17 protein-coding genes are annotated in these 23561 nt (G+C 73.1%); 9 read left to right on the forward strand and 8 right to left on the reverse strand.

The window, feature by feature from the left end:
- On the forward strand, positions 1-322 hold a 322-nt coding region (locus tag ABZ444_RS49110; RefSeq protein WP_358011705.1), incomplete at its 5' end, for a PEP-utilizing enzyme.
- Positions 323-374: 52 nt separating this feature from the next.
- Positions 375-992 carry a histidine phosphatase family protein gene (locus ABZ444_RS49115; RefSeq protein ID WP_358011708.1) on the forward strand — a complete coding sequence of 206 codons (618 nt, stop codon included), beginning with the start codon at positions 375-377 and terminating at the stop codon, positions 990-992.
- A gap of 16 nt (positions 993-1008) precedes the next feature.
- Here the strand turns inward: ABZ444_RS49115 and ABZ444_RS49120 are convergent, their stop codons facing one another.
- Genes ABZ444_RS49120 through ABZ444_RS49140 form a run of 5 tightly spaced genes read right to left on the reverse strand, consistent with a single transcriptional unit; the run spans position 1009 to position 10521 of the window.
- Positions 1009-4104, reverse strand: a complete 3096-nt coding sequence (locus ABZ444_RS49120; RefSeq protein WP_358011710.1) for a DUF5722 domain-containing protein — start codon at positions 4102-4104, stop codon at positions 1009-1011.
- A gap of 10 nt (positions 4105-4114) precedes the next feature.
- On the reverse strand, positions 4115-5566 hold the full coding sequence (locus tag ABZ444_RS49125) for an extracellular solute-binding protein (RefSeq protein ID WP_358011712.1): 1452 nt from the start codon (positions 5564-5566) through the stop codon (positions 4115-4117).
- A gap of 49 nt (positions 5567-5615) precedes the next feature.
- The gene (locus tag ABZ444_RS49130) at positions 5616-6440 is read right to left on the reverse strand and encodes a carbohydrate ABC transporter permease (RefSeq protein ID WP_357987440.1); all 825 of its coding nucleotides are present in this window, start codon (positions 6438-6440) and stop codon (positions 5616-5618) included.
- The gene (locus ABZ444_RS49135; RefSeq protein WP_358011715.1) at positions 6437-7327 is read right to left on the reverse strand and encodes a sugar ABC transporter permease; all 891 of its coding nucleotides are present in this window, start codon (positions 7325-7327) and stop codon (positions 6437-6439) included. Before ABZ444_RS49135 ends, ABZ444_RS49130 begins: the two co-directional genes overlap by 4 nt.
- Positions 7328-7332: 5 nt before the next feature.
- Entirely contained in the window at positions 7333-10521 is a 3189-nt protein-coding gene (locus ABZ444_RS49140) for a family 78 glycoside hydrolase catalytic domain (RefSeq protein WP_358011718.1), read from the reverse strand.
- Positions 10522-10689: 168 nt separating this feature from the next.
- Here ABZ444_RS49140 and ABZ444_RS49145 point away from each other — a divergent pair, with 168 nt between their 5' ends.
- Both ABZ444_RS49145 and ABZ444_RS49150 read left to right on the forward strand, forming a co-directional pair.
- A complete protein-coding gene (locus tag ABZ444_RS49145; protein ID WP_358011721.1) occupies positions 10690-11727 on the forward strand; it encodes a LacI family DNA-binding transcriptional regulator in 1038 nt (345 codons plus the stop codon).
- A gap of 90 nt (positions 11728-11817) precedes the next feature.
- Entirely contained in the window at positions 11818-13368 is a 1551-nt protein-coding gene (locus ABZ444_RS49150) for a DUF5722 domain-containing protein (RefSeq protein WP_358011723.1), read from the forward strand.
- Between the two features lie 48 nt (positions 13369-13416).
- Here ABZ444_RS49150 and ABZ444_RS49155 read toward each other — a convergent pair whose 3' ends face one another.
- From ABZ444_RS49155 to ABZ444_RS49165, 3 genes are all read right to left on the reverse strand, one after another.
- Positions 13417-17871, reverse strand: a complete 4455-nt coding sequence (locus ABZ444_RS49155) for a ThuA domain-containing protein (protein ID WP_358011725.1) — start codon at positions 17869-17871, stop codon at positions 13417-13419.
- 214 nt (positions 17872-18085) lie between these two features.
- Positions 18086-19273, reverse strand: a complete 1188-nt coding sequence (locus ABZ444_RS49160; RefSeq protein ID WP_358011728.1) for an ROK family protein — start codon at positions 19271-19273, stop codon at positions 18086-18088.
- Between the two features lie 113 nt (positions 19274-19386).
- Positions 19387-20694: an ATP-binding protein gene (locus ABZ444_RS49165; protein WP_358011730.1), complete on the reverse strand. Its 1308-nt coding sequence runs from the start codon at positions 20692-20694 to the stop codon at positions 19387-19389.
- Between ABZ444_RS49165 and ABZ444_RS49170 the strand changes: the two genes are divergently transcribed.
- The 5 genes from ABZ444_RS49170 to ABZ444_RS49190 are packed head-to-tail and all read left to right on the forward strand — an operon-like array spanning position 20636 to position 23506.
- Complete coding sequence (locus ABZ444_RS49170) at positions 20636-21178, forward strand: helix-turn-helix domain-containing protein (protein ID WP_358011732.1); 543 nt, start codon at positions 20636-20638, stop codon at positions 21176-21178. The two genes, ABZ444_RS49165 and ABZ444_RS49170, sit on opposite strands and share 59 nt — an antisense overlap.
- 30 nt (positions 21179-21208) lie before the next feature.
- Positions 21209-21544 (forward strand): hypothetical protein, encoded by a 336-nt coding sequence (locus tag ABZ444_RS49175; protein WP_358011733.1) that lies wholly within the window; start codon positions 21209-21211, stop codon positions 21542-21544.
- Positions 21541-22470: an ATP-binding cassette domain-containing protein gene (locus ABZ444_RS49180; protein ID WP_358011736.1), complete on the forward strand. Its 930-nt coding sequence runs from the start codon at positions 21541-21543 to the stop codon at positions 22468-22470. The genes ABZ444_RS49175 and ABZ444_RS49180 overlap by 4 nt, the downstream gene beginning before the upstream one ends.
- Positions 22467-23264, forward strand: coding sequence for an ABC transporter permease (locus ABZ444_RS49185; protein ID WP_358011738.1), 798 nt, complete (start codon positions 22467-22469; stop codon positions 23262-23264). The genes ABZ444_RS49180 and ABZ444_RS49185 overlap by 4 nt, the downstream gene beginning before the upstream one ends.
- A 26-nt stretch (positions 23265-23290) precedes the next feature.
- Complete coding sequence (locus ABZ444_RS49190) at positions 23291-23506, forward strand: alpha/beta fold hydrolase (protein ID WP_358011740.1); 216 nt, start codon at positions 23291-23293, stop codon at positions 23504-23506.
- Positions 23507-23561: the final 55 nt, after the last annotated feature.

The raw sequence follows: 23561 nt of genomic DNA on the forward strand, positions 1-23561 counted from the left end.
GGCCGGGGCCCTCGTCGGGACGCCGGGCAGCCGCGGAGCCGTGACCGGCACCGCGCGGATCGTGCGCGGGCCGGGCGACTTCGCCCGCGTGCTCCCGGGCGACGTGCTGGTCTGTCCCTTCACCGATCCGGCCTGGACGCCGCTGCTGCGCATCGCCGCCGGCGTCGTCACCGAGACCGGCGGGGTGCTCTCCCACGCCGCGATCGTGGCCCGCGAGCACGCCATCCCCGCCGTCCTCGGCGTCCCTGACGTGACCAGCAGGCTCCGGGACGGCGCGCTCGTCACCGTCGACGGCACCGCCGGTACCGTCACCACCACCTGACCGATGGAAAGGAGAGGGGAGCGGCCGCTGACCCGCCGCTCCCCGGCCACCCATGGCGATGCGACGCCTCTACCTGGCCCGCCACGGCGCGGCCGACGCGTTCGGACGACTCACCGACGCCGGGCGGCAGCAGGCGGCCCTGCTGGGCGAACGGCTGGCCGGGATGCCGATCGGCGCGGTGTGGCACTCACCGCTGCCGCGTGCCGCCGAGAGCGCGCGCGAGCTCGCCCGGCATCTGCCCGGCGTGCCCGTGGCCGCGGCCGATGAGCTCGTCGACCACGTGCCGCACGTGCCCGCCCCCGCCGAGACGCCTGCGTCCTGGGCCGGCTACTTCGACGGCTTCGACCAGGCGGAGGCGGCGGCGGGCCGCACGCTCGCCGACGCCCTGGTCGCCCGGTTCGCCCAAGCCCCTGGCGAGCCTCCGTCCGGCGGTCCTCCGTCCGGCGCGCACGAGGTGCTGGTGACGCACGCCGGTCAGATCGCGTGGCTGGTGCGGCACGCGCTGGACGCGCCGCCGCCCCGGTGGCTCGGCCTGAACAGCGCCAACACCGGCCTGACGATCATCGAGTACCGCACCGGCCTGCCGCCCACGATGGTGATGTTCAACGACCTGAGCCACCTCCCGTCCGGCCTGCGCTGGACGGGGTTCCCGCAGGACATGTGGCCGTGAGCGGCGGGCCGGGGCGTCAGGAGATGCTGCGTCCTTCCACCGCGTCGAGCACCAGCGGGCTGGGGCCGGGGTCGCCGCGTACGCCGAAGCCGTACCGGTAGCCGGCCCTGACCTCCGGGTCCGACAACGCCGGCAGGTGTTCCAGCGTGGCCGCGGTCACCAGCTCCCAGCCGGAGCCGGTGTCGGCGTACATGGCGGCCCGCTCGCCCACCAGCGACAGCGCGAAGCGGCCGCCGTCGGGGACGGTGACGCCCTGCTTGACGCCGAAGACCGCGATCCCGCCCGGCACCTGCGGGCCGCGCACCTCGAACCCGGCGAACCTGTGGCTGTTGACGTAGAAGGCCGCCACGTCCGTGCTGCCGTCCTTGACCAGGCCCGTGTAGACGGTGTCCATGTCGGTGGAGTCGCCCTGGAACTTCCTGATCGTGATCGCCGTGGCGAACGCCGGGTTGCGCGGCGAGACGCCCGACGACATCAGCCCGAACCAGGACGCCGACGGGTGCCCGGCCGACAGCGCGCCGCCCGCGTACGTCACCTGCGGCAGCTCCTTGTCCTCCGGCTGGACCCGGTGGACCTGGTGGTCGCCGGCCTGGTCGAAGCCGTCGGCCAGCTCCTGGTTGGCGAAGGCGTCGGGGGCGGGCGGCACGTACGCGGCCTGCGGCGGCAGCCGGAACGTCACCCGGTCCGTGTGCCCCAGGTAGGACGCGCACACGACCGGATACTCCTGGTTCGCGGGCGCGTACGCCGTCAGCGTGGTCCCGTACGTGCGGCCGGCGCCCGTGCGCAGGCCGGTCACCGCCAGCGCGGGCGGATCGACGGCCACGCCGTCGCAGGCGGACAGGGTGACCCGGCCGGCCATCGGCAGCACGTCCCGGTTGGTGACGGTGAAGGTGACCTTGGAGCCGAGCCGGCCGCGCTCGGCGGTGGACGCGCTCACCTCGACGTTGCGCCGGGCGAGGCCGGGCAGCGCCGCCGCGGCCAGGCTCAGCCGGTCGATGTCGTACGAGCCCGCCCAGTCGGAGCCGGCCGAGCCGCGGACCCACACCTTGACCCGGGAGATCGCGGCGCGCGCGGCCCAGCGGGACAGGTCCAGCGAGAGCCGGTTCCAGCCGAGCCCGGGATCGATCGTGCCGACACCCTCCGCGACCGCGCCGCCGCGCCCGTAGACGCGGACCTTGGCGGTGAAGACGTTGCCCGGCTTGAAGCCGTCGTCGGCCTCGGGCGGCACCCGGATCGACACCGACAGCGACGGCGTGCGCGAGGCGTCGAGCGGCTTGCCGAACAGCACGTCGGCGCCCTTGTAGGACTTGGCGTACCGCGACCAGCCGGGCAGGTCGCGGTCGAAGCGCACGCGCAGCGCGTGCCCGCCGTCCACGGCCACCGGCTCCACGGCGGCGGCGTTGTCGGAGGGCCGCCAGCCGTCGGCGCCGGTCTCGAAGCCGGAGATCACCCGCTCGGCCACCGGCCTGGCGTCGAGCTGCGTGCCCACCACGGCGGGCGGCTTCCGGACGGCCAGCTTGCCCGGGTCGAAGCCGGGGATGACGTCCTTCCAGTCGGAGATGCCGATGATCTTCTTGGCGAACTCGGTCGCCTCCAGCGACCGGTCGGTGTCGATGGCGGCGAACACCTCGTGCAGGGGCTTGCGCTCCCCGGCGTTGGAGGGCGCGCTGTGCTCCTCGTCCCACGTCCACAGGCCGAGCCGCAGGCCGCCCTCCTGCTTGTGGTCGACGTGCCGGTGCAGGATGAAGGAGTCGATGCCGTCGGCGAAAGCGATCTTGTAGTACGCGTAGGCGTAGGCCGCGGCCTGCAGCTCCAGCTCCTTGGCGGAGTAGTCCTGGGAGTTCAGGCCCTGTTCGGAGAGGATCACCCGCCGCCGTTGCCCGTGGTAGGTCAGGTTGTCCTGGGCGAGGTAGCGCGGCAGCAGCTCGATGTTCTTGAACGTGATCCGCAGGGTGTCGAAGCCGTCCGTGGCGGTCCTGTCGTTCCAGAACGCCGGGTTGAACAGGTTCTCCGGGTAGGGGTGGTAGGCGATGTTCCAGTCGAAGTCGCCCTGGCGCTTGGTGAGGGCGTTGAGCCCGTCCACCACGTCGCGGCCCTTGTAGGTGTACTTCGGGTCGTCGTTGGCCGAGCCCGTCCAGAAGTGCGTCAGCGAGGTGTAGACGCGGGCGGCGGCGTCGGCCTTGCGCACGGCCTGCCAGGTCAGCCGCATGGCGCGGGCGTACTGGTCGAGGAAGACGTCACGGTCCTGGCGGCCCATGTTGTACCAGAACTGCTGGGCGTCGATCTCGTTGCCGACGATCCAGCCCCACGCCCGGCCGTACCGGCCGTCGGGCCGGCTGTAGCGCTGGGCGAAGAACTCCATCGCGGCGGTGAAGTGCGCCTCGCCCTCGGCCGTCTTGGTGTTGAACGCGTACACCGTGCCCTTGCCCAGCTCGGCGTCGGGGTGGATGAGCGTGCGCGCGGCGGAGTTGGGCGCGCCGCTGTGGTAGACCAGCACGATCATGTTGACCAGGACGCCGTTGTCCGACAGCGGCTTGACCTGGGCGTCGAGCCCGGCGACGGCGCCGCGGTCGAAGTAGTACGTCCTGCCCTGCGAGACGAACTCGATGGTGTTGCCCGGGGCGCCCGGCCCGGCCGTCATGACCGAGTCGAGGGCCAGGTTGATGCCGGCGTGCTGGACGCCGATCTCCTCGGCGTCGTCCGTCATCTGCACCTGTAACCCCTTTTTGCCCGACATTTCGGGATAAGGGGCTTGGTTGGCCGACGCGAAGCTCAGTTCGTCGGCGTAGTGCACCTCTCCCAGCGGGCCGTCCGCGCCCACCGCGAGGAACTTGTCGTAGAGCCGGTCCTGGTCACCGTCCATCCTGGGCACCTCGACGCGGAACGGGCCCGCCTCGACGGTCGCGACCGGCTGCTCCCCCGCGGGCGAGTCCTGCCAGGTGTCCAGCGCGTACAACTCGGCCCGGCCCGGGGCGACGCCGGTGACGGTGATCGTGTCCCCGCCGACCTCGACGCCGCTCACCCCGCCGGCCGCCGCCGCGCGCGCGGGCAGCGCCTGCGCCGGGAGGGCCAGCATCGGGACGGCCAGCGCCAGAGCCATCAACAACCGCATGTCATTCCTCCTACTTGGCCCAGTCCTCGTCGCCCCAGGCGTTCTTCTTGATGCCGGCCTCGATGCCGCGCTTCCACCACTTGTCCAGGTCGGTCAGCTCCTCCTCCAGGGAGCGCCGGCCGAGCAGGTACCCGTCGAAGACGTCGCGGAAGGAGGTCCCCTCCGGGCCGCCCGGCAGGGCCACCACCCGGAACGGCTTGCCCCACTCGCCCTCCAGCAGCCCGGCGGTCTCGGCCGACGGCTCGACGCCCTCGACGGCGGGCAGGCCGCCGGTCGCGTCCAGCCAGGGCTTGATCGCCGGCGAGCTCATGTACTGCAGGAACTTGACCGCCGCCGCGTACTTCTCGCCCTTGACGGTGGAGGGGATCATGTAGCTGGTGCCGCCGATCGAGGCGCCGTAGCGGGCCGGGGCCTCCGACGACAGCGGCGTGCTGGCCTTGGTGATGGTCGGGAACGGCATCGTGCCGAGCGCGAACTTCGCGTCCGCCTTCAGTGCCTCGACGGCGAAGTCGGTGCCCCACGACATGGCGGCCTTGCCCGAGACGAAGTCGCGGTAGCCCACGGTCGCGCCGCCGTCGGCGACGCCCGTCCAGTTGGGGGTGCCGCAGTCGAAGAACTCCTTGTAGATCTTCAGGGACTCGGCGACCTCGGGCGTCCTGGTGGTGAGCGTGCCCTCCTTGATGACCCTGCTCATCGACTTCTCGGTCACGGTCGGCGCCTTGCCCGGCTTGCCGGTGGCGTCGAAGAGGTTCCAGTCGTCGTGGTACTTGTCGATGAGCTGGGTGCTGACCGCCTCCCACGTCCAGCCGGCGGCCAGGCCGCCCTTGTCGAGGGCGACGGGGTCGAAGCCGGCCGCCTTGAGCTTCCCGCAGGCGCTCCTGAAGTCCTCCCAGGTGGCGGGGGGCTGGTCGATGCCCGCCTTGGCGAAGGCGTCCTTGTTGTAGAACAGGCCGATGGCGACCAGGTTGAAGGGGATGTACTCCAGCTTGCCGCTCTCCTTGCTCAGCGCCTTGGAGACGGCGGGGCCGTAGTACTCCTTCCTGAACACGTCGATCCAGCGCTGGTTGCCCGGCACGTACGGGTTGGGCTTCTGCAGCTCGGCGTCGAGCGCGTGCACCTCGTGCGCCTTGTGCGGCGGCTGGTTGAAGACCAGTTCGGGCGCGGTGCCGGCGGCGAGCTGGGTGGTGATCGTCTGCATGAAGCCGTCGAGGGGCAGCACCTGCGTCCTGACCTCTATGCCGGGCTCGCGCTTCTCGAAGGCGTCGACCAGCGCCTCCCAGGCCGGTCCGAAGCTGCTGCCGCTGGCGTTCCACTGGTTGGGGCCGGCCAGCGTGATCGTCACCTTGCCGCCGCCGTCCTGGGCGGACGTGCCGCCGGTGCCGAGCAGGCCGCAGCCTGTCAGCGCGAGCAGCGCGGCCAGTGCGGCCGGGGCCGCGAGCCCGCTCTTGGGGGGTGTTCTCATCGGGGTACGGGTCCTTTCCTCATTGATACGTTTCAATCGCGGCGCCGGCTCACTTGCCGGACACGATGCCGCCCTGGATGCCCGCCAGGAACCACTTGGACAGGAACGTGAACAGCACCACCAGCGGCAGGCTGGCCAGGACGTAGCCGGCGAACAGCGGGCCCCACTGCTGCGCGTTCTGGTTGGCGAAGAAGGCCAGCCCCGCGGGGATGGTCCGGTAGGCATCGGTCTGCACGGTGAGCAGCGGCCAGAAGTAGTCGTTCCACACGCCCAGCACCGTCATCAGCGCCACCGTGCCGATGACCGGCCGGGCCAGCGGCAGCATGAAGGCCAGGAACAGCCGGACGCCGCCCGCCCCGTCCACCCGCGCCGCCTCGAAGATCTCCTCGGGGATCTGCGCCATGTACGTGCGCATGACGACGATCCCGAAGACCGTGTTCGCCGTGACGTGCGGGATGATCAGCACCAGCCGGCTGTCCAGGATGCCGAGGTCGCGCATCAGCACGAACAGCGGGATCAGGCTGGTGATCGAGGGCACCATGAGCAGCGCCGCGACCAGCCCGAACAGCGCGTTCCGCCCCGGGAAGCGGTAGCGGGCGAACACGAAGGCCGCCGCCGGGGCCAGCAGCATCGTGCCGCCGATGGCCAGCGCCGCCACCACGAACGAGGTGAACAGGTACGGGCTGACCTGCTCCCAGGCCGCCGCGTAGTTGTCCAGGTGCACCGGCCAGGCCGGAGACCAGTAGCTGCCGAAGAACTGCTCGTTGTCCTTGACCGACGCGGCGAGCATGAACAGGTAGGGGAACAGCCCGGCGAAGGCCAGCACCGCCAGCACGCCGCCGGCCACCAGGTCGGTCCTGCGGGTCCGGCTCACGATCCCGACCTCCTGCCGAGCGCCAGCGCGACCAGGCTCACCCCGAGCGTCAGGGCGAACAGCACGGTGCCGAGCGCGGCCGCGTACCCCCAGCTGGTGTCCACGAAGGCGGCGTCGAGCATGCGCAGCACCGGCACCTGCGTGGCGTTGTCGGGGCCGCCCCTGGTCATGATGTGGGCCTGCATGCCGTACTGGAGCACCGAGATCACCGCCAGCACCAGCAGCAGCTTGACGTCGCGGAACATCATCGGCAGGTCGATGCTCCAGAAGCGGCGCAGCCGGCCGGCGCCGTCCACCTCGGCGGCCTGGTAGATCTCGGCCGGCACGTTCTGCAGCGCCGACAGGAAGACCAGGAACGGCAGGCCGGCCACCCACGGGAAGCCGATCGTCATCAGCGCGGCGAGCGCCGTGGCCGGGTCGCCGATCCAGTTGCCCGCCAGCCCGTCCAGGCCGAGCGCGCGCAGCAGGCTGTTGACGACGCCGTCGCGTGGGTCGTACATGAACTGCCAGAGCAGCACGTTGACCACGGCCGGGAAGGCCAGCGGCAGGATGAGCAGGGTGCGGAAGACGAACCGCAGCCGCTCGCTGGACAGCGACATCACCAGCTCGGCGGCCAGCAGCGGGAACACCCACATGAGCGTGACGGCCCAGACGAAGATGATCCCGGCGTTGCGGAAGGAGGCCCACCACAGGTCGTCGCCGAGCATCGTGAGGTAGTTGTCCAGGCCGACGAACGGCGAGCCGAAGCCGGGCCGCCACTCGTACAGCGAGTGCAGCATGCCGTTGAGCGCCGGGTAGTAGGCGAACGCCGCGAGCAGGGCGAAGGTGGGCAGGAGGACGAGGTAGACGCCCCACGGGATCCGGCGGCGCGCTTTTGTGCTGGTCACGATCGTCAATGCCTCTCAGCGGGGGTGCGGAACGCGTACGAGCCCGAGCCGACCCGGTAGACCGCGGCCCCGTCGTCGAGGCGGTCGAAGGTCACGCCCTCCGCCTCGGCCGCCGGCCGGCCGCCCTCGGTCACCCGCTCCGGCGGCGCGGGCACGTGCACCTCGGCGCGGGTGTTGGGCGGCACGACGACGTCCAGGGCGAGGCCGCCGTCGGTCAGCCGCCAGGAGATCTCCACCTGGCCGTGCCGGGTGCGGTGGGCGGTCCGCGCCCAGCCGATCCCGCCGCCGGGGCGGGGGCGCACGACGATGTCGGCGTAGCCGGGCGAGCCGGGGGCCAGGCCGCCGACCGTCCGGTACATCCAGTCGCCGACGGCGCCGTAGGCGTAGTGGTTGAAGGAGTTCATGCCGGGGTCCTGGAGCCCGCGATGGTGGCTCCAGGAGTCCCAGCGCTCCCACATGGTCGTCGCGTCGCCGTGCACGACCGGGTAGAGCCAGGACGGGAAGGTGTCCTGCGTCAGCAGCCGGTAGGCCAGGTCCAGCCGCCCGGTCGAGGTGAGCGCGTCCAGCAGGTACGGCGTGCCGAGGAACCCGGTCGACAGGTGGCCGCCGCGCGCCTCGACGTCACCGGCCAGCCGGGCCGCGGCCCGCGGCAGCTCGTGCTCCTCCAGCAGCCCGGCGGTGACGGCCAGCACGTACGCGGTCTGCGTGCCGCTCGCCACCACGCCGGGGCCCTCGACGAAGGCCGCGCGGAAGGCCCGGCGCACCCGTTCGTACAGCTCCAGGCAGGCGCGCTGGTCGGCGTCGCGGCCGAGATCGGCGGCGAGCCCGGCCAGCTGCCGGGCCGACAGCGCGAAGATCGCCGTGCCGACGAGCCGTTTGGGGGTCTCGGCGCCGATCGACAACCAGTCGCCGAACCCCTCGTCGGGGAAGATCCCGTTCTCCGAACGCCGCTCCAGGTAGGCCAGCCAGCGCAGCATCGGCTCGAAGCAGGCGGCGACCACGCGGGCGTCGCCGCGCAGACGGTGCAGCGCCCACGGCAGCATGACCAGCGCGTCGCCCCAGCCGGGCGAGCCGGCCTCCTTGGGGTTGGGCGACAGGCCGCGGCCCGACAGCACGTCGGGCACCACGTGCGTGACCGCGCCGTCGTCGCCCTGGGCGTCGACCACGTCGGTCAGCCAGCTCCGCAGGAACGCGGCGGCGTCGTAGTTGAACAGGGCGGTCGGGGCGAAGGCCCAGATGTCGCCGGTCCAGCCGAGCCGCTCGTCCCGCTGCGGGCAGTCGGTGGGGACCGCCAGGAAGTTGCCGCGCTGCCCCCACACGATGTTGCGCTGCAACCGGTCGAGCCGCTCGTCGGAGCAGGTGAACTCGCCGGCCGGCTCCATCGCGGCGTGGGCCACCCTGGCCGTGATCGACTCAGGGGCCGCGCGCAGGCCCGACACCTCGGCGTACCGGAAGCCGTGGAAGGTGAACCTCGGCTCGAACGTCTCGGCCTGCTCGCCGCGGGGCAGGAACTCGTCCGTGGCGCGGGCCGAGCGCAGGTTGGCCAGGTGCAGCCCGCCCTCGTGGTCGAGGACCTCGGCGTGCCGCAGCACCACCGGGCGGGCACGGCCGGCGCGGCCGGTGAGCCGGACCCAGCCGACCAGGTTCTGGCCGAAGTCGGCGATCCACACGCCGGGCCGGTGCTCCCACACCCGCACCGGCTCCACCTCCTCGTGCACCCGGATCGGCGGCGCGACGGAGGCGGTCACCCGGCCCGCCGGCGGGCTCACCGGCACCACGGGCGCCCAGCCGGAGTCGTCGAACCCGGCGGCCGTCCAGCCGAGCGGCTCGGCCGCCAGGTCCTGCCGCTCGCCGTTCTGCAGGTCGGCGTAGCGGATCGCGCCGGAGCCGGCGCGCCAGTCGGCGTCGGTGCGCAGCCGGGTGCGGGAGCCGTCCTCGTGCAGGATCTCCAGCTCGGCGCGGAAGGCCAGGCGGCGGCCGTACTGGAAGGAGCCGAACCAGCTGATGTTGCCGGCGTACCAGCCGTCGGCGAGGACCGCGCCGATCGTGTTGCGTCCCTCCGACACCAGCGCCGTCACGTCGTAGGTCTGGTACGTGACGCGGTGGCGGTAGTCGGTCCAGCCGGGGGCCAGGTGGTCGGCGCCGACCCGGGCGCCGTTGAGGTGGATCTCGTAGACGCCGAGCGCGGTGGCGTACAGCCTGGCCCGGCGCACCGGCGACGGCACGCCGAACTCGCGCCGCAGGTACGGGCTGGGCCGGTCGCCGACCGGTTCGCGGCCCAGCGGCGGGTCGCCGTGCAGCCCGACCTCCTCGGCCAGCCGCCAGCCGGAGTCGTCGAAGCCGGGCTGCTCGAAGCCCTCGCCCGGCCGGTCCTCGGCCCGCCACCGGCCGCCGGAGGTGACGGTCACGGTGCTCTCGCCCGCCACCGGGACGAGCTGCGGCAACGCGGGCCGCCCCTCGACCACGACCTCCAGCCGCACGCACAGCCCCGGCCCGGCGGCCCTGATCGCGAGCACGTTCTCGCCCGAGGCCACCAGGTCGCCCGCGTCGGCCACGAACGCGCCCTCCCGCCGCTCCCCGGCGACCCGCACCCCGTTGACGTACGCCTCGACCGCCTCGACCGACCCGGCCGCCTCGGTCCCGCCTCCGCCGCCGATCACCAGCCACGCCGACAGCGGCCTGGCCCCGCCCGGCACCGAGAACCGCGTCCGGAACGCCCCCACCGGCGACCCGGACGGGCCGAGCGGGCCGGCGACCCAGATGCGCGGCACGTTCTCCAGCGACGGCAGCCGCTCGGAGCCGGGCACCATGGGGGTGCCGATCCAGCCCGCCATCCAGCCGCCGGCCTCGCCGAGCCCGGTCTCGAACCAGTGCGCGGGGCTCCAGCCGGACCACTCGCCATGCTCGTCGGCCACCTTGACCCGCCACTGGTAGCGCGTCCTCGGCCGCAGCCCGGCGCCGCCGTACGGGACGTCGAAGGTCGCGGCCGAGGTCACCACGCCGCTGTCCCAGACCGTCTCGGCCCCCTCGCCGGCCGGATCGCCCTCCCGGGCCACGATGAGCCGGTACGCGCTCTGTGCCCGTCCACGCCCGGCCCCGGTGATCCGCCAGGAGAACTCCGGCGTGTCCACGTCGAGGCCCAGTGGTTCGGCCAGTCCTTCGACGCGCAGGTCGGTCACGGCGAGATGCGACAAGGGAGCTCCCGGCTAGTTGAAACATTTCAAGCAATGCGCACCGTAGGCATCCTGAGGTACTTCCGTCAATGCCCCGGATCCAGATGTACAGCGCGGGATCGTTTGGCTGAAACATTTCAACAAGTAGACTGGCCCTCTCTGCCAGGTGACCAGAAGGGCTGTCCACCGGTGACCGACATCCACAAGCCGGCCGAGCGCCGCCGGCTCAGCATGGTCGACGTCGCGGCCCATGCCGGCGTGTCCGTGGGAACGGTCTCCAACGTGCTCAACCGGCCCGAGCTGGTGGCCGAGCGCACGTTGCGCCGGGTGCGCGCCTCCATCAAGACGCTCGGCTTCGTGCCCAGCGCGCCGGCCCGGCAGCTTCGCGGCGGCTCCGGCCGCTCGGTGGGCGTCATGGTGCGCGACATCGGCAACCCGTTCTTCAGCGAGGTGCTGCCGGGCATCGAGACCCGGCTGTCGCAGGAGCAGCTGCTCCTGGTGCTGTGCAGCTCCGGCGACTCGGCCGAGAAGGAGGCCCACTACCTGCAGATCCTGGAGCAGCACCGGGTGCCGGGCATCCTCATCACGCCCGCCGGGCCCGACATCTCCCATCTGGTGGAGCTGCGCAGGCGCGGCGTCGGCATGGTGCTGCTCGACCGGCCGGGCGCCGACGCCCAGCTCTGCGCGGTGGCGGTCGACAACGTCCGGGGCGGCGAGCTGGCCGGCGCCCACCTGCTCGCGCTCGGCCACCGGCGCATCGCCTTCCTCAACGGGCCGCCGATCGTGCGCCAGTGCGCCGACCGGCGCGAGGGGCTGGCCAGGGCGGTGCGGGCCGCCGGGCTCGACCCCGACGAGGTGATCAGCGAGGTCACGCTGCCCGCGCTGACGCCGCGCGAAGGCGAGGCGGCGCTGGAGCGGCTGCCCGCGCGCAAGGGGCCGACGGCGCTGTTCTGCGTCAACGACACGGTGGCGCTGGGCGCGCTGCGCGGGCTGGAGCGGCGCGGCGTGCGCGTCCCGCACGACATGGCGGTCATGGGCTACGACGACGTCGAGTTCGCCGAGCTGCTGTCGCCGTCGCTGACCTCGGTCCGCCAGCCCAAGCACCAGCTCGGCCAGGCGGCCGCGGAGCTGCTGCTCACCGACGCCCGGGGCGACGCCAACCACTGGCACCAGGAGATCGTCTTCCAGCCGGAACTCATGGTCAGGGCGTCGACCGTTCCTCAGTGACGTTTCAAGTCAGCCCGCCGCAGGAAATCGGGTCTTGCCTGGCCGCCTTCTGGGCCTCATTGTTGAGACGTTTAAATCCAGGAGGTCCCCATGGGTTGGGTTGCCCGCATCGCCGCCGTCCTCTTACTTCTCCTCCCCGCGGCGCCGGCCGTCGCGGCCGCCGCTCTGCCGTACCCGGTCAGGTCCGACTACCGCATCAAGGGCCTGCAACCGGACTTCTGGCCCGACAAGAACGAGATCGCCGGCAACAACGCCGGCGGCGTCGCCATGAACCTCATCTGGGCCGACTGGGAGCCCAGCGTGAAGACGCCGCCGTGCGCGGCGGGCGCACAGGAGTTCGGCGGGCGCTGCTTCACCGTCGCCTCGGCCGTCGACGCCGCCGTCAAGGACTGGACCGCCCGCGGTCTCGTCGTCACCGCCGTCGTCTACGGCACCCCGGCCTGGGCCCGCGGGGCCCGTCCCTGCACGCCCGCCGCCCCCGGGTTCGAGAAGTTCTGCGTCCCCGACGACCCCGCCGACTACGGCCGCTTCGCCGGCATGCTGGCCCAGCGCTACGACGGGCAGCACGGCAACGGCCGCATCGCGGACTTCGTCGTCATGAACGAGGTCAACAGCAACACCTGGTTCGACATCGGCTGCGGCCAGGGCACGGCCTGCGGCACGACCGCCTGGCTGGACGCGATCGCCGCGAACTACAACGCCGCCTACGACGCCGTCATGGCCCAGCAGCCCACCGCGAAGGTGCTCACCTCGCTCGACCACCACTTCGGCACCGCCTACGACCAGCCGGCCGCCTCCGACGCGCTGTTGTCGGGCATGACCGTGCTCAAGGGCCTGGCGGCGCGGGCCGGCAACCGGGCCTGGCGGGTCGCCTACCACCCCTACCCGCCGAACCTGCTGGCGCCGCAGTTCTCCGCCGACGACTTCCCGAAGGTCACCTACGGCAACATCGGCGTGCTGGTCGGCTGGCTGCGGCAGCAGTTCCCGAACACGCCGTCGGCCTGGCAGGTGCAGCTCACCGAGAGCGGCGTGAACTCGCTGTCGCCCTCGTCGGAGGCCGCGCAGGCGTCGCAGTTGTGCAACTCCTTCCGCAACGTCCTCGGCACGCCGGGCATCGAGAGCTACGTCTGGCACCGCATGAGCGACCATCCGGACGAGACGGCCGCCGGCCTCGGCGTGGGACTGCGCCGTACCGACGGCTCGGCCAAGCCGGCCTGGGCCACGTGGGCGCTGGCCAACCGGAACGACCTGTCGCCCCCGCAGTTGTCGTGCGGCTTCGAGCTGCTGCCCCACACCCGGCTCCGCCGCGGCTATCAGTCGAGCAAGGGGCACGTGGCCAGCTCCCGGCTGCTGCCGCCCGGCTTCACCCAGGAACGCGTGTGGAAGCTGCTGCGCAACCAGGCGGCCGGCACCGTGCCCCTGTACGAGTGCAAGGTCGGCGCGCACACCATGCTCACCCGCGACCCCGGCTGCGAGGGGCAGTTCCCGATGGGCCCGGTCGGGCACGTCTACACCAGTCAGGTGCCCGGATCGGTCGCGCTGCACCGGTGCCGGGCCGCGAGCGGCGACCACCTGGTCACGGACCAGGCGGGCTGCGAGGGCCTGATCCACGAGCAGGTCCTCGGCTACGCGCTGCCCTGACCCCGGCCGGGCCGGTGGCCGTCCGCGTGGCGGCCACCGGTCCGGCGGCTACCCGGCGCGCCTCGTCGGCGTCCTGGCCGCGCCGCGGACCAGGGTGAAGTCGTCGACGTCGAAGTTCCCGCCGGTGAACACCAGGTACAGCCGGGCCGCGCCGGAGGGCACGCCGGTCAGCGCCGTGGAGACGTCGGCGTAGGACTCCCAGCCGCCGGTGCTCGGCACGGTGACGGTGCCGAGCACCGGCCCGGCCGGCGAGCCGGTGCGGATCTCGAAGCCGCCCGACGGCCCCGGCGAGGCCACCCGCGCCCGGAACGCGGTGACCCCGGTGAGGTCCACGTCGTAGGCCGCCCAGTCACCCGGGTTGACGTAGCCGAGCACGGTGCCGCCGTGCGCGGGCGCGTGCGGGTAGGTGGCCACCCCGGACGCCTGCGCCCAGGTCTCGGCCTGGACGACGGAGTCCCCGGTGGGCGGGCCGAGCTCCTTGATCCGGATGTTGCGGAAGGACGCCTCGTCGCCGTCGCCGTGGTTCTGGATGCCGATGTGCCCGTTCTTCAGTGAACGGGCCGGGTCGGTGTTGGTGAAGTCGTTGATCTTCACGCCGTTGAGCAGGACCTGGAGGCGTTCGCCCTCGACCCGGATCTCGTAGGTGTTCCACTCCCCCGGCGGGTTCAGGGCGGCGTCGCGGGCGGCGAGGTCGGCGGCCTTGAAGCCGTAGACCGAGCCGGTGGTCCTGTCCGGGGAGTCGGTGGCGTCGATCTGGATCTCGTAGCCGTTGTCCACCGCCGAGGACGGGTCGGTCGAGGGCGGGAAGCCGACGAAGACGCCGGAGTTGTCGTCACCGGCCAGCTTCCAGTCCAGCTTGAGCGAGTAGGAGGTGGTGTACTCCTTGACCTTGTACCAGAGCAGGCCCATGCCGCCCTGCGAGGTCAGCGTGCCGCCGGCGTTGGCGAACCCGCCCGGCCCCGCCTGCTCCCAGCCGGTGGTCGAGCCGTTGTAGAGGGTGGTGTAGCCGGTCTCGGGCCGGCAGTCGGCCTTGGCCTGGCCGGTGGCGTAGGCCAGGCCGCCGCGCAGGTGCTGCCGGAAGGCGGGCTCGGCGAAGGACTCCGCGGTGTGCCCGCCGCCGGTGTAGAAGGAACGCCCCCCGTCGTACGGCTTGCACCAGGCGATCGGGTGGTCGGCGCCCATCGTGCCGCCCGAGTACGTCGACTCGTCCAGGGTGGCCAGCACGTGGGCGCCGGTCCTGGCGTTGGTCCGGTAGTCGTACCACTCGTCGGTCCGCGGCCAGGTGCCGTCGAGGTGGGCGGTCGCCGGGTGCGCGCGGTCCTCGACCTTGACCGTCGCCTTCTGCACCGCCGGGTGGGCGGCGAACCGGGCGCCGACGAGGCCGCCGTACCACGGCCAGTCGTACTCGGTGTCGGCCGCCGCGTGGACGCCGGCGTAGCCGCCGCCCGCCTTGACGTACGCCTCGAACGCGGCCTGCTGCGCGGCGTCGAGCACGTCACCGGTGGTGTTGAGGAAGACGACCGCCTTGTACGCGGCCAGGTTCGCCGTGGTGAACGCGGCCGGGTCCTCGGTGGCGGTCACGCCGAAGCCGAGATCCCTGATCGCCTGGACGCCCGCCGCGATCGAGTCGTGCCGGAACCCCGCCGTGCGGGAGAAGACCAGGACGGCGGGGCCGCCGGCGGAGGGGGTCGCCGTGGTGAACCTCTGGGCGGTGCCGCCGTTGCACGTCCTGATGACGAGCTGGGCCGGGTCGGGGGCGTCGAGGCACTTGCCGAGCGCCTTGAACGCGCCGCCCTCGGCGGTCCACTTCTGCGCGCCCGTGCCGTTGCAGGTCCAGATCTGCACCTTGGTGCCGTCGGCGCTGTTGGCCCCGGCCACGTCGAGGCACTTGCCGAGCGCCTTGACGGTCTGGCCGTCGATGGCCCAGTTCTGGGCGTTCGTACCGTTGCAGGAGTAGAGCTGCACCTTGGTGCCGTCAGTGCTGTTGGCGCCCGCGACGTCCACGCACCTGCCGTCGGCGGCGCGGACGGGGCCGACCGCCGTCGCCTCCTTGGCCAGGGTGAAGTCGTCGAGGTCGAACAGCGCCCCGGCGCCCCCGGTGAAGACCAGGTAGAGCGTGGTGGACGCGGCGGTCGCGCCGGTCAGCGGGGCCTGCACGTCGGTGAAGGTCTCCCAGCCGCCCGTCACCGGGACGGCGGCCTTGCCGAGCAGCGGCCCGCTGGGCGAGCCCGTGCGCACCTCGATGGAACCGCCGGCGCCGCCCGAGGAGACCCGCGCCCGGAAGGTCCTGGCGTCGTCGAGCCGGTAGGGGGTGAAGGCGATCCAGTCGCCGTTGTGCACGTCGCCGACCGTTCTGCCGCCGTGCGCGGCCGCCTTGGAGATCTGCGAGACGCCGGACATCGTCGCGTAGTGCTCGGCCTGGCGGTGGCGTGGCTGCAGGACGTGCTGGGTGTGGGTGGTCAGGCCGCCCTTGTCGGTGTACTCGGCGTCGAAGACGGCGAAGATGTTGGCCGCGTCGTCGTGCTCGCCGTCGGCCGGGATCGTCAGCTCGCCCGCGCAGCCGTTCTTCGAGGTGATCTGGTGGCCGTGGCTGTCGTGGCCGAGCACGTACGTCATCCTCACCTTGGCGCAGTCGATCTGCGTGTCCTCGGGGTCGGTCACCCCGATCGTGAAGGGCACGGTGTCGCCCCAGGTGAACAGCGTCCCGGGGGCGGGCGTGCCGATGGTCACGGTGGGAGCGGTGTTGCCGGCCGTGATGACCACGCCGGCGGTTCCGGCGTTGCCCTGGGGGTCGCGCACGGTGAGCGTGGCGGTGAACTCGCCCTCCGTGGTGTAGGTCTTGGTGGGGTTCGGGGCGGTGGAGGTGGTGCCGTCGCCGAAGTTCCAGGCGTAGGTGAGCGCGCCGCCCTCGGGGTCGGCGGAGCCGGCGCTGGAGAAGGCCACGGTGAGCGGGAGCTTGCCGGACGTCCTGTCGGCCTTGGCGACCGCGACCGGCGAGCGGTTCCGGTCCTTGATGTACTCGACGCGGTAGAGGGCGGAGTTGGCGTCGCCGCCGAAGTAGCCCGAGCCGTAGTCGAGGACGTAGAGCGCGCCGTCGGGCCCGAAGGCCAGGTCCATCACCTGCGTGCCGGTCCAGGGGAAGGCGGCGATCTGGCCGCGCGTGCCGTCGGCGGCCACGTCGATCGCCTTGATCCACCTGCGGCCGAACTCGCCGGCGAAGAAGTGCCCGTCGAGGTCCTGGGGGAACTTGACGGCGGAGTCGAGTGCGGCGTCGTAGCGGTAGACCGGGCCGCCCATCGGCGACTCCGAGCCGCTGCCGAACTCGGGCGGTGAGCCGGCGTCGCCGCCGTACCTGATCCAGGCGGGCTTGGCGGGCGGGAGTTTGGCCAGGCCGGTGTTGCGCGGCGAGTCGTTGGCCGGGCCGCCCGTGGCGCAGTCGTACTTCTGGCCCGAGGGGCCCGCGGGGAAGGTGTAGTCGTTGTAGGTCTCGGTCAGCGTGTTCGTGCCGGTGCAGTACGGCCAGCCGTAGTTGCCGGGGCCGGTGACGCGGTCGAACTCGACCTGCCCGGCGGGCCCCCGGCCCGGGTCGGTGCTGCCGGCGTCGGGGCCGTAGTCGCCGACGTAGACCACTCCGGTGGCCTTGTCCACGGTCATCCTGAACGGGTTGCGGAAGCCCATGGCGTAGATCTCGGGCCTGGTCCGCGCGGTGCCCGGCGGGAAGAGGTTGCCCGCGGGGATCGTGTAGGTGCCGTCGGCGGGGTTCACCTTGATGCGCAGGATCTTGCCGCGCAGGTCGTTGGTGTTGCCGGCGCTGCGCTGGGCGTCGTAGACCGGGTTGCGGTCGGGGCGCTCGTCGATGGGGGCGTAGCCGGCCGAGTCGAAGGGGTTGGAGTCGTCGCCGGTGGACAGGTAGAGGTTGCCCTGGGCGTCGAAGTCCATGTCGCCGCCGACGTGGCAGCACATGCCGCGGTCGGCGGCCACGTCGAGCACGGTCCGCTGCGAGGCCGTGTCGAGCGTCCAGTCGGGCTTGAGGGTGAACCTGGCCAGGCGGTTGACGCCCTGCCAGGCCGACCAGTCGGCGCCGGTCGCGGGTGCGTCGCCGGACGGCGTGCTCAGGCGGGGGGCGTAGTAGAGGTAGATGGTCCGGTTGGCGGCGAAGCCGGGGTCCACGGCGACGCCCTGGAGGCCCTCCTCGTCGTGGGTGTAGACGGGCAGCGCCCCGACCACGGTGGTCAGTCCCTGGGCGTCGGTGCGGCGCAGCGTCCCGTCGCGCGCGGTGTGCAGCACCGACAGGTCGGGCAGCACGGCCATGGTCATCGGCTCGCCCATCTCGGCGACGCCCTTGGCCAGCTCGACGCGCTGGTAGTCGGCGGGGTCGATGGCGGCGTGGGCGCGGGCGGGCGGGGCGGCCACGGTGAGCACGACCGCGCTCGACATGGCCAGGAGGACGGCGCCGGCGCGTGCCGTCCATCGGGAGGCACGGGTGGGCCTGCTGGGGGGCATCGCGGAGGTTCCCTTTCCGTGGGGGGTGGACCGGGAAGGAGGGTTCCATTGGCGGACGTTCGAAGAACGTTCGTAGATCGCGACAGTAGATCTGACTTTTGATGATTGTCAACGAAAGTCTGTTAAGTCCTAGACGAAACGGATTCGGTCCGTGGCCGGAACGGCGAAGCGCCCCGTCCTGCGCGCGGGCAGGCGGGGCGCTTCGCGGACGAGGTCAGTCGGCCAGGGCGCTGTCGACCGCCTCCGGGGCCAGGACGTGCTCCAGCACCATGACGGCCGCCCCGATGACGCCCGCCCGGTCGCCCAGCTCGCTGACCTGGATGCGCAGGTGCTGGGTGGCCAGCGGCAGCGAGCGCTTGTAGATGGCCTCGCGCACGCCCGCGAGCAGGTGTTCACCGGCGTCGGCCAGGTCTCCGCCGATCACGATCGCGGCCGGGTTGAAGAAGTTCACGATGGTGGCCAGCACGTCGCCGATCTCGCGCCCGGCCTGCCGGACGAGCTGGGCGGCGTCGCGGTTGCCGGCGCGCAGCAGCGCGACGACGTCCCGGCCGCCCGCGGCGGGCACGCCGGTCGCCGAGATGCGGGCGGCCAGCGCGGCCCCGCCCGCCAGGGCCTCCAGGCAGCCCACGTTGCCGCAGTGGCACAGCACGCCGTCGTCGGCGGTGGCGACGCGGATGTGGCCGATGTCGCCGGCCGCGCCCTGCGCACCCCGGTGGAGGCGGCCGTCGGAGATCACGCCGCAGCCGATGCCGGTGCCGATCTTGACGAAGACGAGCTGGCCGGTCGCCTGCCGCCCGGCGCGCTGCTCGCCGAGCGCCATGATGTTGACGTCGTTGTCCACGAAGACCGGCACGCCCAGCCGCTCCCCCAGCCACTCCGGCACCGGGAAACGGTCCCAGCCCGGCATGAGGGGCGGGTTGACCGGGCGCCCCGTCGGGTACTCGACCGGGCCCGGCAGGCCGATGCCCGCTCCGCACACGTCGGCCAGGTCGCGCCCGCTCTCGTCGAGCAGGTCGGTGAACGTGTGCGCGAGCCGCCCGAGCGCCGCCTCGGGGCCCTGGTCGATCGGCGCGTCGGCGGTGCGCTCGGCCAGCACCGTGCCGCCGAGGTCGGTGATCGCGACCCGTTCGTGCGTGACGCCCAGGTCGGCGGCCAGGACGAGCCGGGCGGTGCGGTTGAAGGCGAACATGGCCGCGGGCCGCCCGCCCGAGGAGATGGCCTCGTCGGCGGGCAGCACCCAGCGGTGGCGGAGCAGCGCGTCGAGGCGCAGGGACACGGTGGACCGGGCCAGGCCGGTGAGCTGGACCAGCTCGGTCCGGGTGCGCGGCGGCCCTTCCCGCAGCAGGGAGAGCAGCGCGCCGGCCCCCGCCGCCGCGCCGTTGAGCGTGTCCAGAGTCAACACCAGCCTCTCCGCCGATGACGGCAGCCACTTCAGAGGAGGCCAAGTCTATCTTCGCCGACTGGCGCACGACTTATGGCTGAGCATCGACATAAGACCGTCGATCCCGGGGACGATCACGTCGCCAGCGGGAGCCTCAGGACGAAGCGGGCGCCGCCCGGGTGGTCGGCCACGAAGAGGTCGCCTCCGTAGGCGTGGGCGATCTCGCGGGCGATCGGCAGGCCGAAGCCGGAGCCGCCCGCGTCCAGCGAACGCGCCTGCTCCTGCCGGTACAGCCGGTGGAAGATGCGCTCCCGCTCCTCGGCCGGGATGCCGGGCCCGTCGTCGATGACCTCCAGCACGGCGTACGGCGGCGCGGCGGCGACCACGAACTCGATCCTGCTGCTGGTGTGCCGCTCGGCGTTGGCCACCAGGTTGGACAGCAGCCGGGCCAGCCGCACCCGCGAGGCGCGGACCACCACGTCCTCCTCCAGCCGGGTGCGGACGGACGCGCTCGGCGGATGGGCGTCCAGCTCCTCCACCACCAGGCGGGCCAGATCGACGAGGTCGGCGCCCGGCGGCGGGGCCGTGTAGAGGCGGGCCAGGGCGAGCAGGTCGCCGACGATGTCGTTGAGCCGCTCGGCGTCCCGGTGCAGGCTGCGCAGGGTCCGGCGGAGGTCGGCGCCGGGGTCGGACAGGGCCTCCTCCAGCTCGGCCAGCAGGCCGGTGATCGGGTTGCGCAGGTCGTGGGCGGCGTCGAAGACGAACCGCTGCTGGTGCTCGATCGTCTCGTGCAGCATGGAGACCTTCTGCTGCTCCTGGCGGTAGGCCTGGTGGAGCAGGGCGTCGGGCTTCGGGGAGCCGGGGACACGGCCGCCGGGGCGGGCGGTGAGCCGGGGTTCGAGCGATCCGGTGACGTCCCCGAAGACGACGACGATCTCCTTCACCTCGCCCGACGGATCGAGCACCGGGGCGTTCGCCAGACGCCAGTGGCGCCGGCCGGGCGGATCCCAGTCGTCCCGCAGCAGCGGCACCACGTCACCGGTGACGGTGGCGGCCACCCGCTCCAGCGAGGCGCGCACCTTCGCCGCCCCTGACCCGCTCAGGTCGGCGAGCACCGGGGCCGCGCCGAGCAGGGCGCGGCCGACGACCTCCGCCCGGTCCTGGCCGGTCATCCGCAGGTAGGCGTCGTTGACGGCGAGCACGACCTGACCCCGGGTGAGCAGCATGCAGGGACACGGCAGCGCCTCGAACGCCGCCTGATATCCGACCGCCGCTCCCATCACCGGGTCCCCCTCAGGCGCCACATACCCCCGCAAGGCAGCTGACATGCGGAAATGCCCTGCTGTTGTCATTCTCATTCTCGATAGTGATAACGTCTGACGCGTGACGACCTCGACAGAGCGCTGGGCCGAGCTGGCGCTGCATCCCGTGCGCATCCGCATCCTGCGCGCCGTCGCGGGGGGCCGCCGTACGCCCTCCGACCTGGCGGGCCTGCTGCCCGACGTGCCGCAGGCGACGCTCTACCGGCAGATCGCGACGCTGGCCAAGGCGGGGATGCTGGAGGTGGTCGAGGAGCACAAGGTCGGCGGCGCGACCGAACGGGTCTACGCCGTGCCCGAGGGCGGCCTGACGCCGTCCCCCGAGGCGCTGGCGGCGGCGTCGGCGGAGGACCACGCGCGGTACTTCACCGCGTTCGCCGGCAGCCTGCTGTCGGAGTTCGCGCGCTACCTCGACCGGGAGCGCGTCGATCTGGCCGCCGACGGCGCCGGATACCAGCAGGTGGTCCTGCACCTGGACGACGAGGAGTTCGTCGCCTTCGCCACGGGGTTCGCCGAGCTGGTGCGGCCCCTGCTGGCGAACGAGCCGGGAGGGGGGCGTACGCCGCGCTTGCTGGCGACGGTCCTGCTCCCCCTGGAGGAAGGCTGAACCATGGCAACGGTAAGGGTCGACGAGGGTATGGTCACGATCGAATTCGGCCGCTGGGAGCGGTTCCTCACCGGTCACGGCCGCTACGCGTGCCCGCTCGCGTCCGTGCGGGAGGCGCGGGTCGCGGGCGACCCGTTGCGCGTCCCGCGCGGCGCCCGCAAGGGGCTGAGCGTGGCGGGGCACGTCAAGATCGGCGTGTGGGGCCTGTTCGGCGGGCGGCGGCAGCTCGTGTCGGTGACCGGTGACACGCCGGCGGTGCACCTGCTGCTCGACCGCGCCGCGGCCGGCGGCGAGTTCGACGAGGTGGTCGTCTCGGTCCCCGACGCGGGCCGGGTCGCCGCCGCGGTACGGGCGGTGGTCGCGTGACCGGCGTCGAGGTCAGCGGCCTGACCAAGCGGTACGGCTCGCTGACCGCCGTCGACGACCTCAGCTTCACGGTCCGGCCCGGGGCGGTCACCGCGTTCCTCGGCCTCAACGGCGCCGGGAAGACCACCACGATGCGCATGATGGTCGGCCACGTCACCCCCACCCGCGGCGGCGTGACGATCGGCGGGCGCCGCTACCGTGACCTCCCGCGCCCGACCACCGTGGTGGGCGCGACCTTCGACGCCGCCTCCTTCCATCCCCGCCATTCGGTCCGCGACCATCTGCGCGTCTACGCCGCGATGGGCGGCCATCCCGATCGCCGGGTCGGCGACCTGCTGGCCCTGGTGGGCCTGGCCGGAGCCGCCGGGCGGGCGACCGGCGCCCTGTCCACCGGGATGCGGCAGCGGCTCAACCTGGCCACCGCCCTGCTCGGCGACCCCCGGGTGCTGCTGCTGGACGAGCCGGGCAACGGCCTGGACCCCGAAGGGGCGGCGTGGCTGCGCTCGTTCCTGCGCGACATGGCCACGCAGGGGCGTGCGGTGCTGGTCTCCAGCCACGTGCTGGCCGAGGTGGAGCAGGTCGCCGACGACGTGGTGGTCATCGGGCGGGGGCGGCTGCTGGCTGCCGGCCCCCTGCGCGAGCTGTGCGGCGCGGAGCCGGACGTGCTGGTGCGCACGCCCGACGCCGCCGCCCTCCGGGCCGTGCTGGCCGCCGAGGCCGAGCTGGTGGACGTGGCCGGCCCGCACGACCTGCGGGTCCGCGGCCTCGGTCCGGCGCGGGTCGCCGCCCTGGCCGCGGCACATGGGCTGCCGGTCCACGGCCTGGCCGCCGAACGCCCGACCCTGGAACGGCTCTTCCTCGGGCTCACCGGCGAGGCGGCGGGCGCGCGGGAACGTGCTGGCGGGGGCGGCGAGGCGGCGGCATGACCGGGTTCGTGCGCGCGGAGTTCCGGCGGCTGCTGGCCACCAGGATGTGGTGGGGCTTGCCGCTGGCGGCCGTCCTGCTCGGGGGCGGGCTGATCGGGCTGCTGGCCCTGGTCGGGCCGGAGAACTTCGAGCCGCCCATGCCGGGGCTGGACACCGAGGCGGGGGTGCGGGCCGTCCTGGGGTTCCTCGGGTTCACCGCCTTCGTGCCGGCCGCAGTCGGGACGCTCGCCGTCACGTCGGAGTACCGGCACCGCACGGTGAACTTCACCTTCCTGTTCGGGCCGGACCGGTGGCGGGTGCTGGTGGCCAAGCTGCTCGCCCACGCCGTGGCGGGCCTGGCGTACGGGCTGGTGCTGGCCGGCGCGGCCGGGGCGGCGCTGTTCGGCGTGGCCGCGGCCCGCGGCGCCGAGCTGGGCCTGCCCGCCGGGACGATCGTGGCGCTGCTGGCCCGCCTCGGGGTGGCGATGGCGGTCTACGTGGTGCTCGGCGTGGGCATGGGCGCGCTGATCCGCAACCAGGTCGCGGCGCTGTGCGTGGTGATCGGCTACCTGTACGGCGGCGAGCTGGCGCTGATCATGATCCCCGGCGTGCGGGAGCTGTACCCGTGGCTGCCCGGCGGCGCGACCTCGGCGCTGACCGACTTCACCGCCGTGGCCGACGCGCTGGCCGCCCAGCTGGCCGGCGACCCCGTCCGGTTGTTGTCACCGGCCGCCGGGGCGCTGGTCCTGCTGGCGTACGCGGCGCTGGCGAGCACGGCCGCCGTCCTGCGGCCGCTGCGCCGGGACGTGGCCTGAACCGGTGACTGCCCGACCGGCTGGCCGTGCTCGGCAAGCCGCTGCTGGTGATCTTCGGTCAGGACGACCGGAGATGGCGCTCGGCCTCGGCCGCCGGCTACCGGACGGTCCCGGGCACGACCGTCGAGCTGCTGCCCGGGGCCGGGCACTCCCCCATGCTGGAGGACCCGGCCCGGACGGCGGCGTCCCTGCCGGCCTTCGCCACGGCCCACGACGTGCCGCCGGACGCGGCGGCCGGGTGACCACCGCGTCCGGCGGGTGCGCCCCGGGCGCGGGGACCGGGTTCGGTCCGCGCGC

It is taken from the genome of Nonomuraea sp. NPDC005730 (assembly GCF_040630865.1).
In the GTDB taxonomy this organism is placed as follows: domain Bacteria; phylum Actinomycetota; class Actinomycetes; order Streptosporangiales; family Streptosporangiaceae; genus Nonomuraea.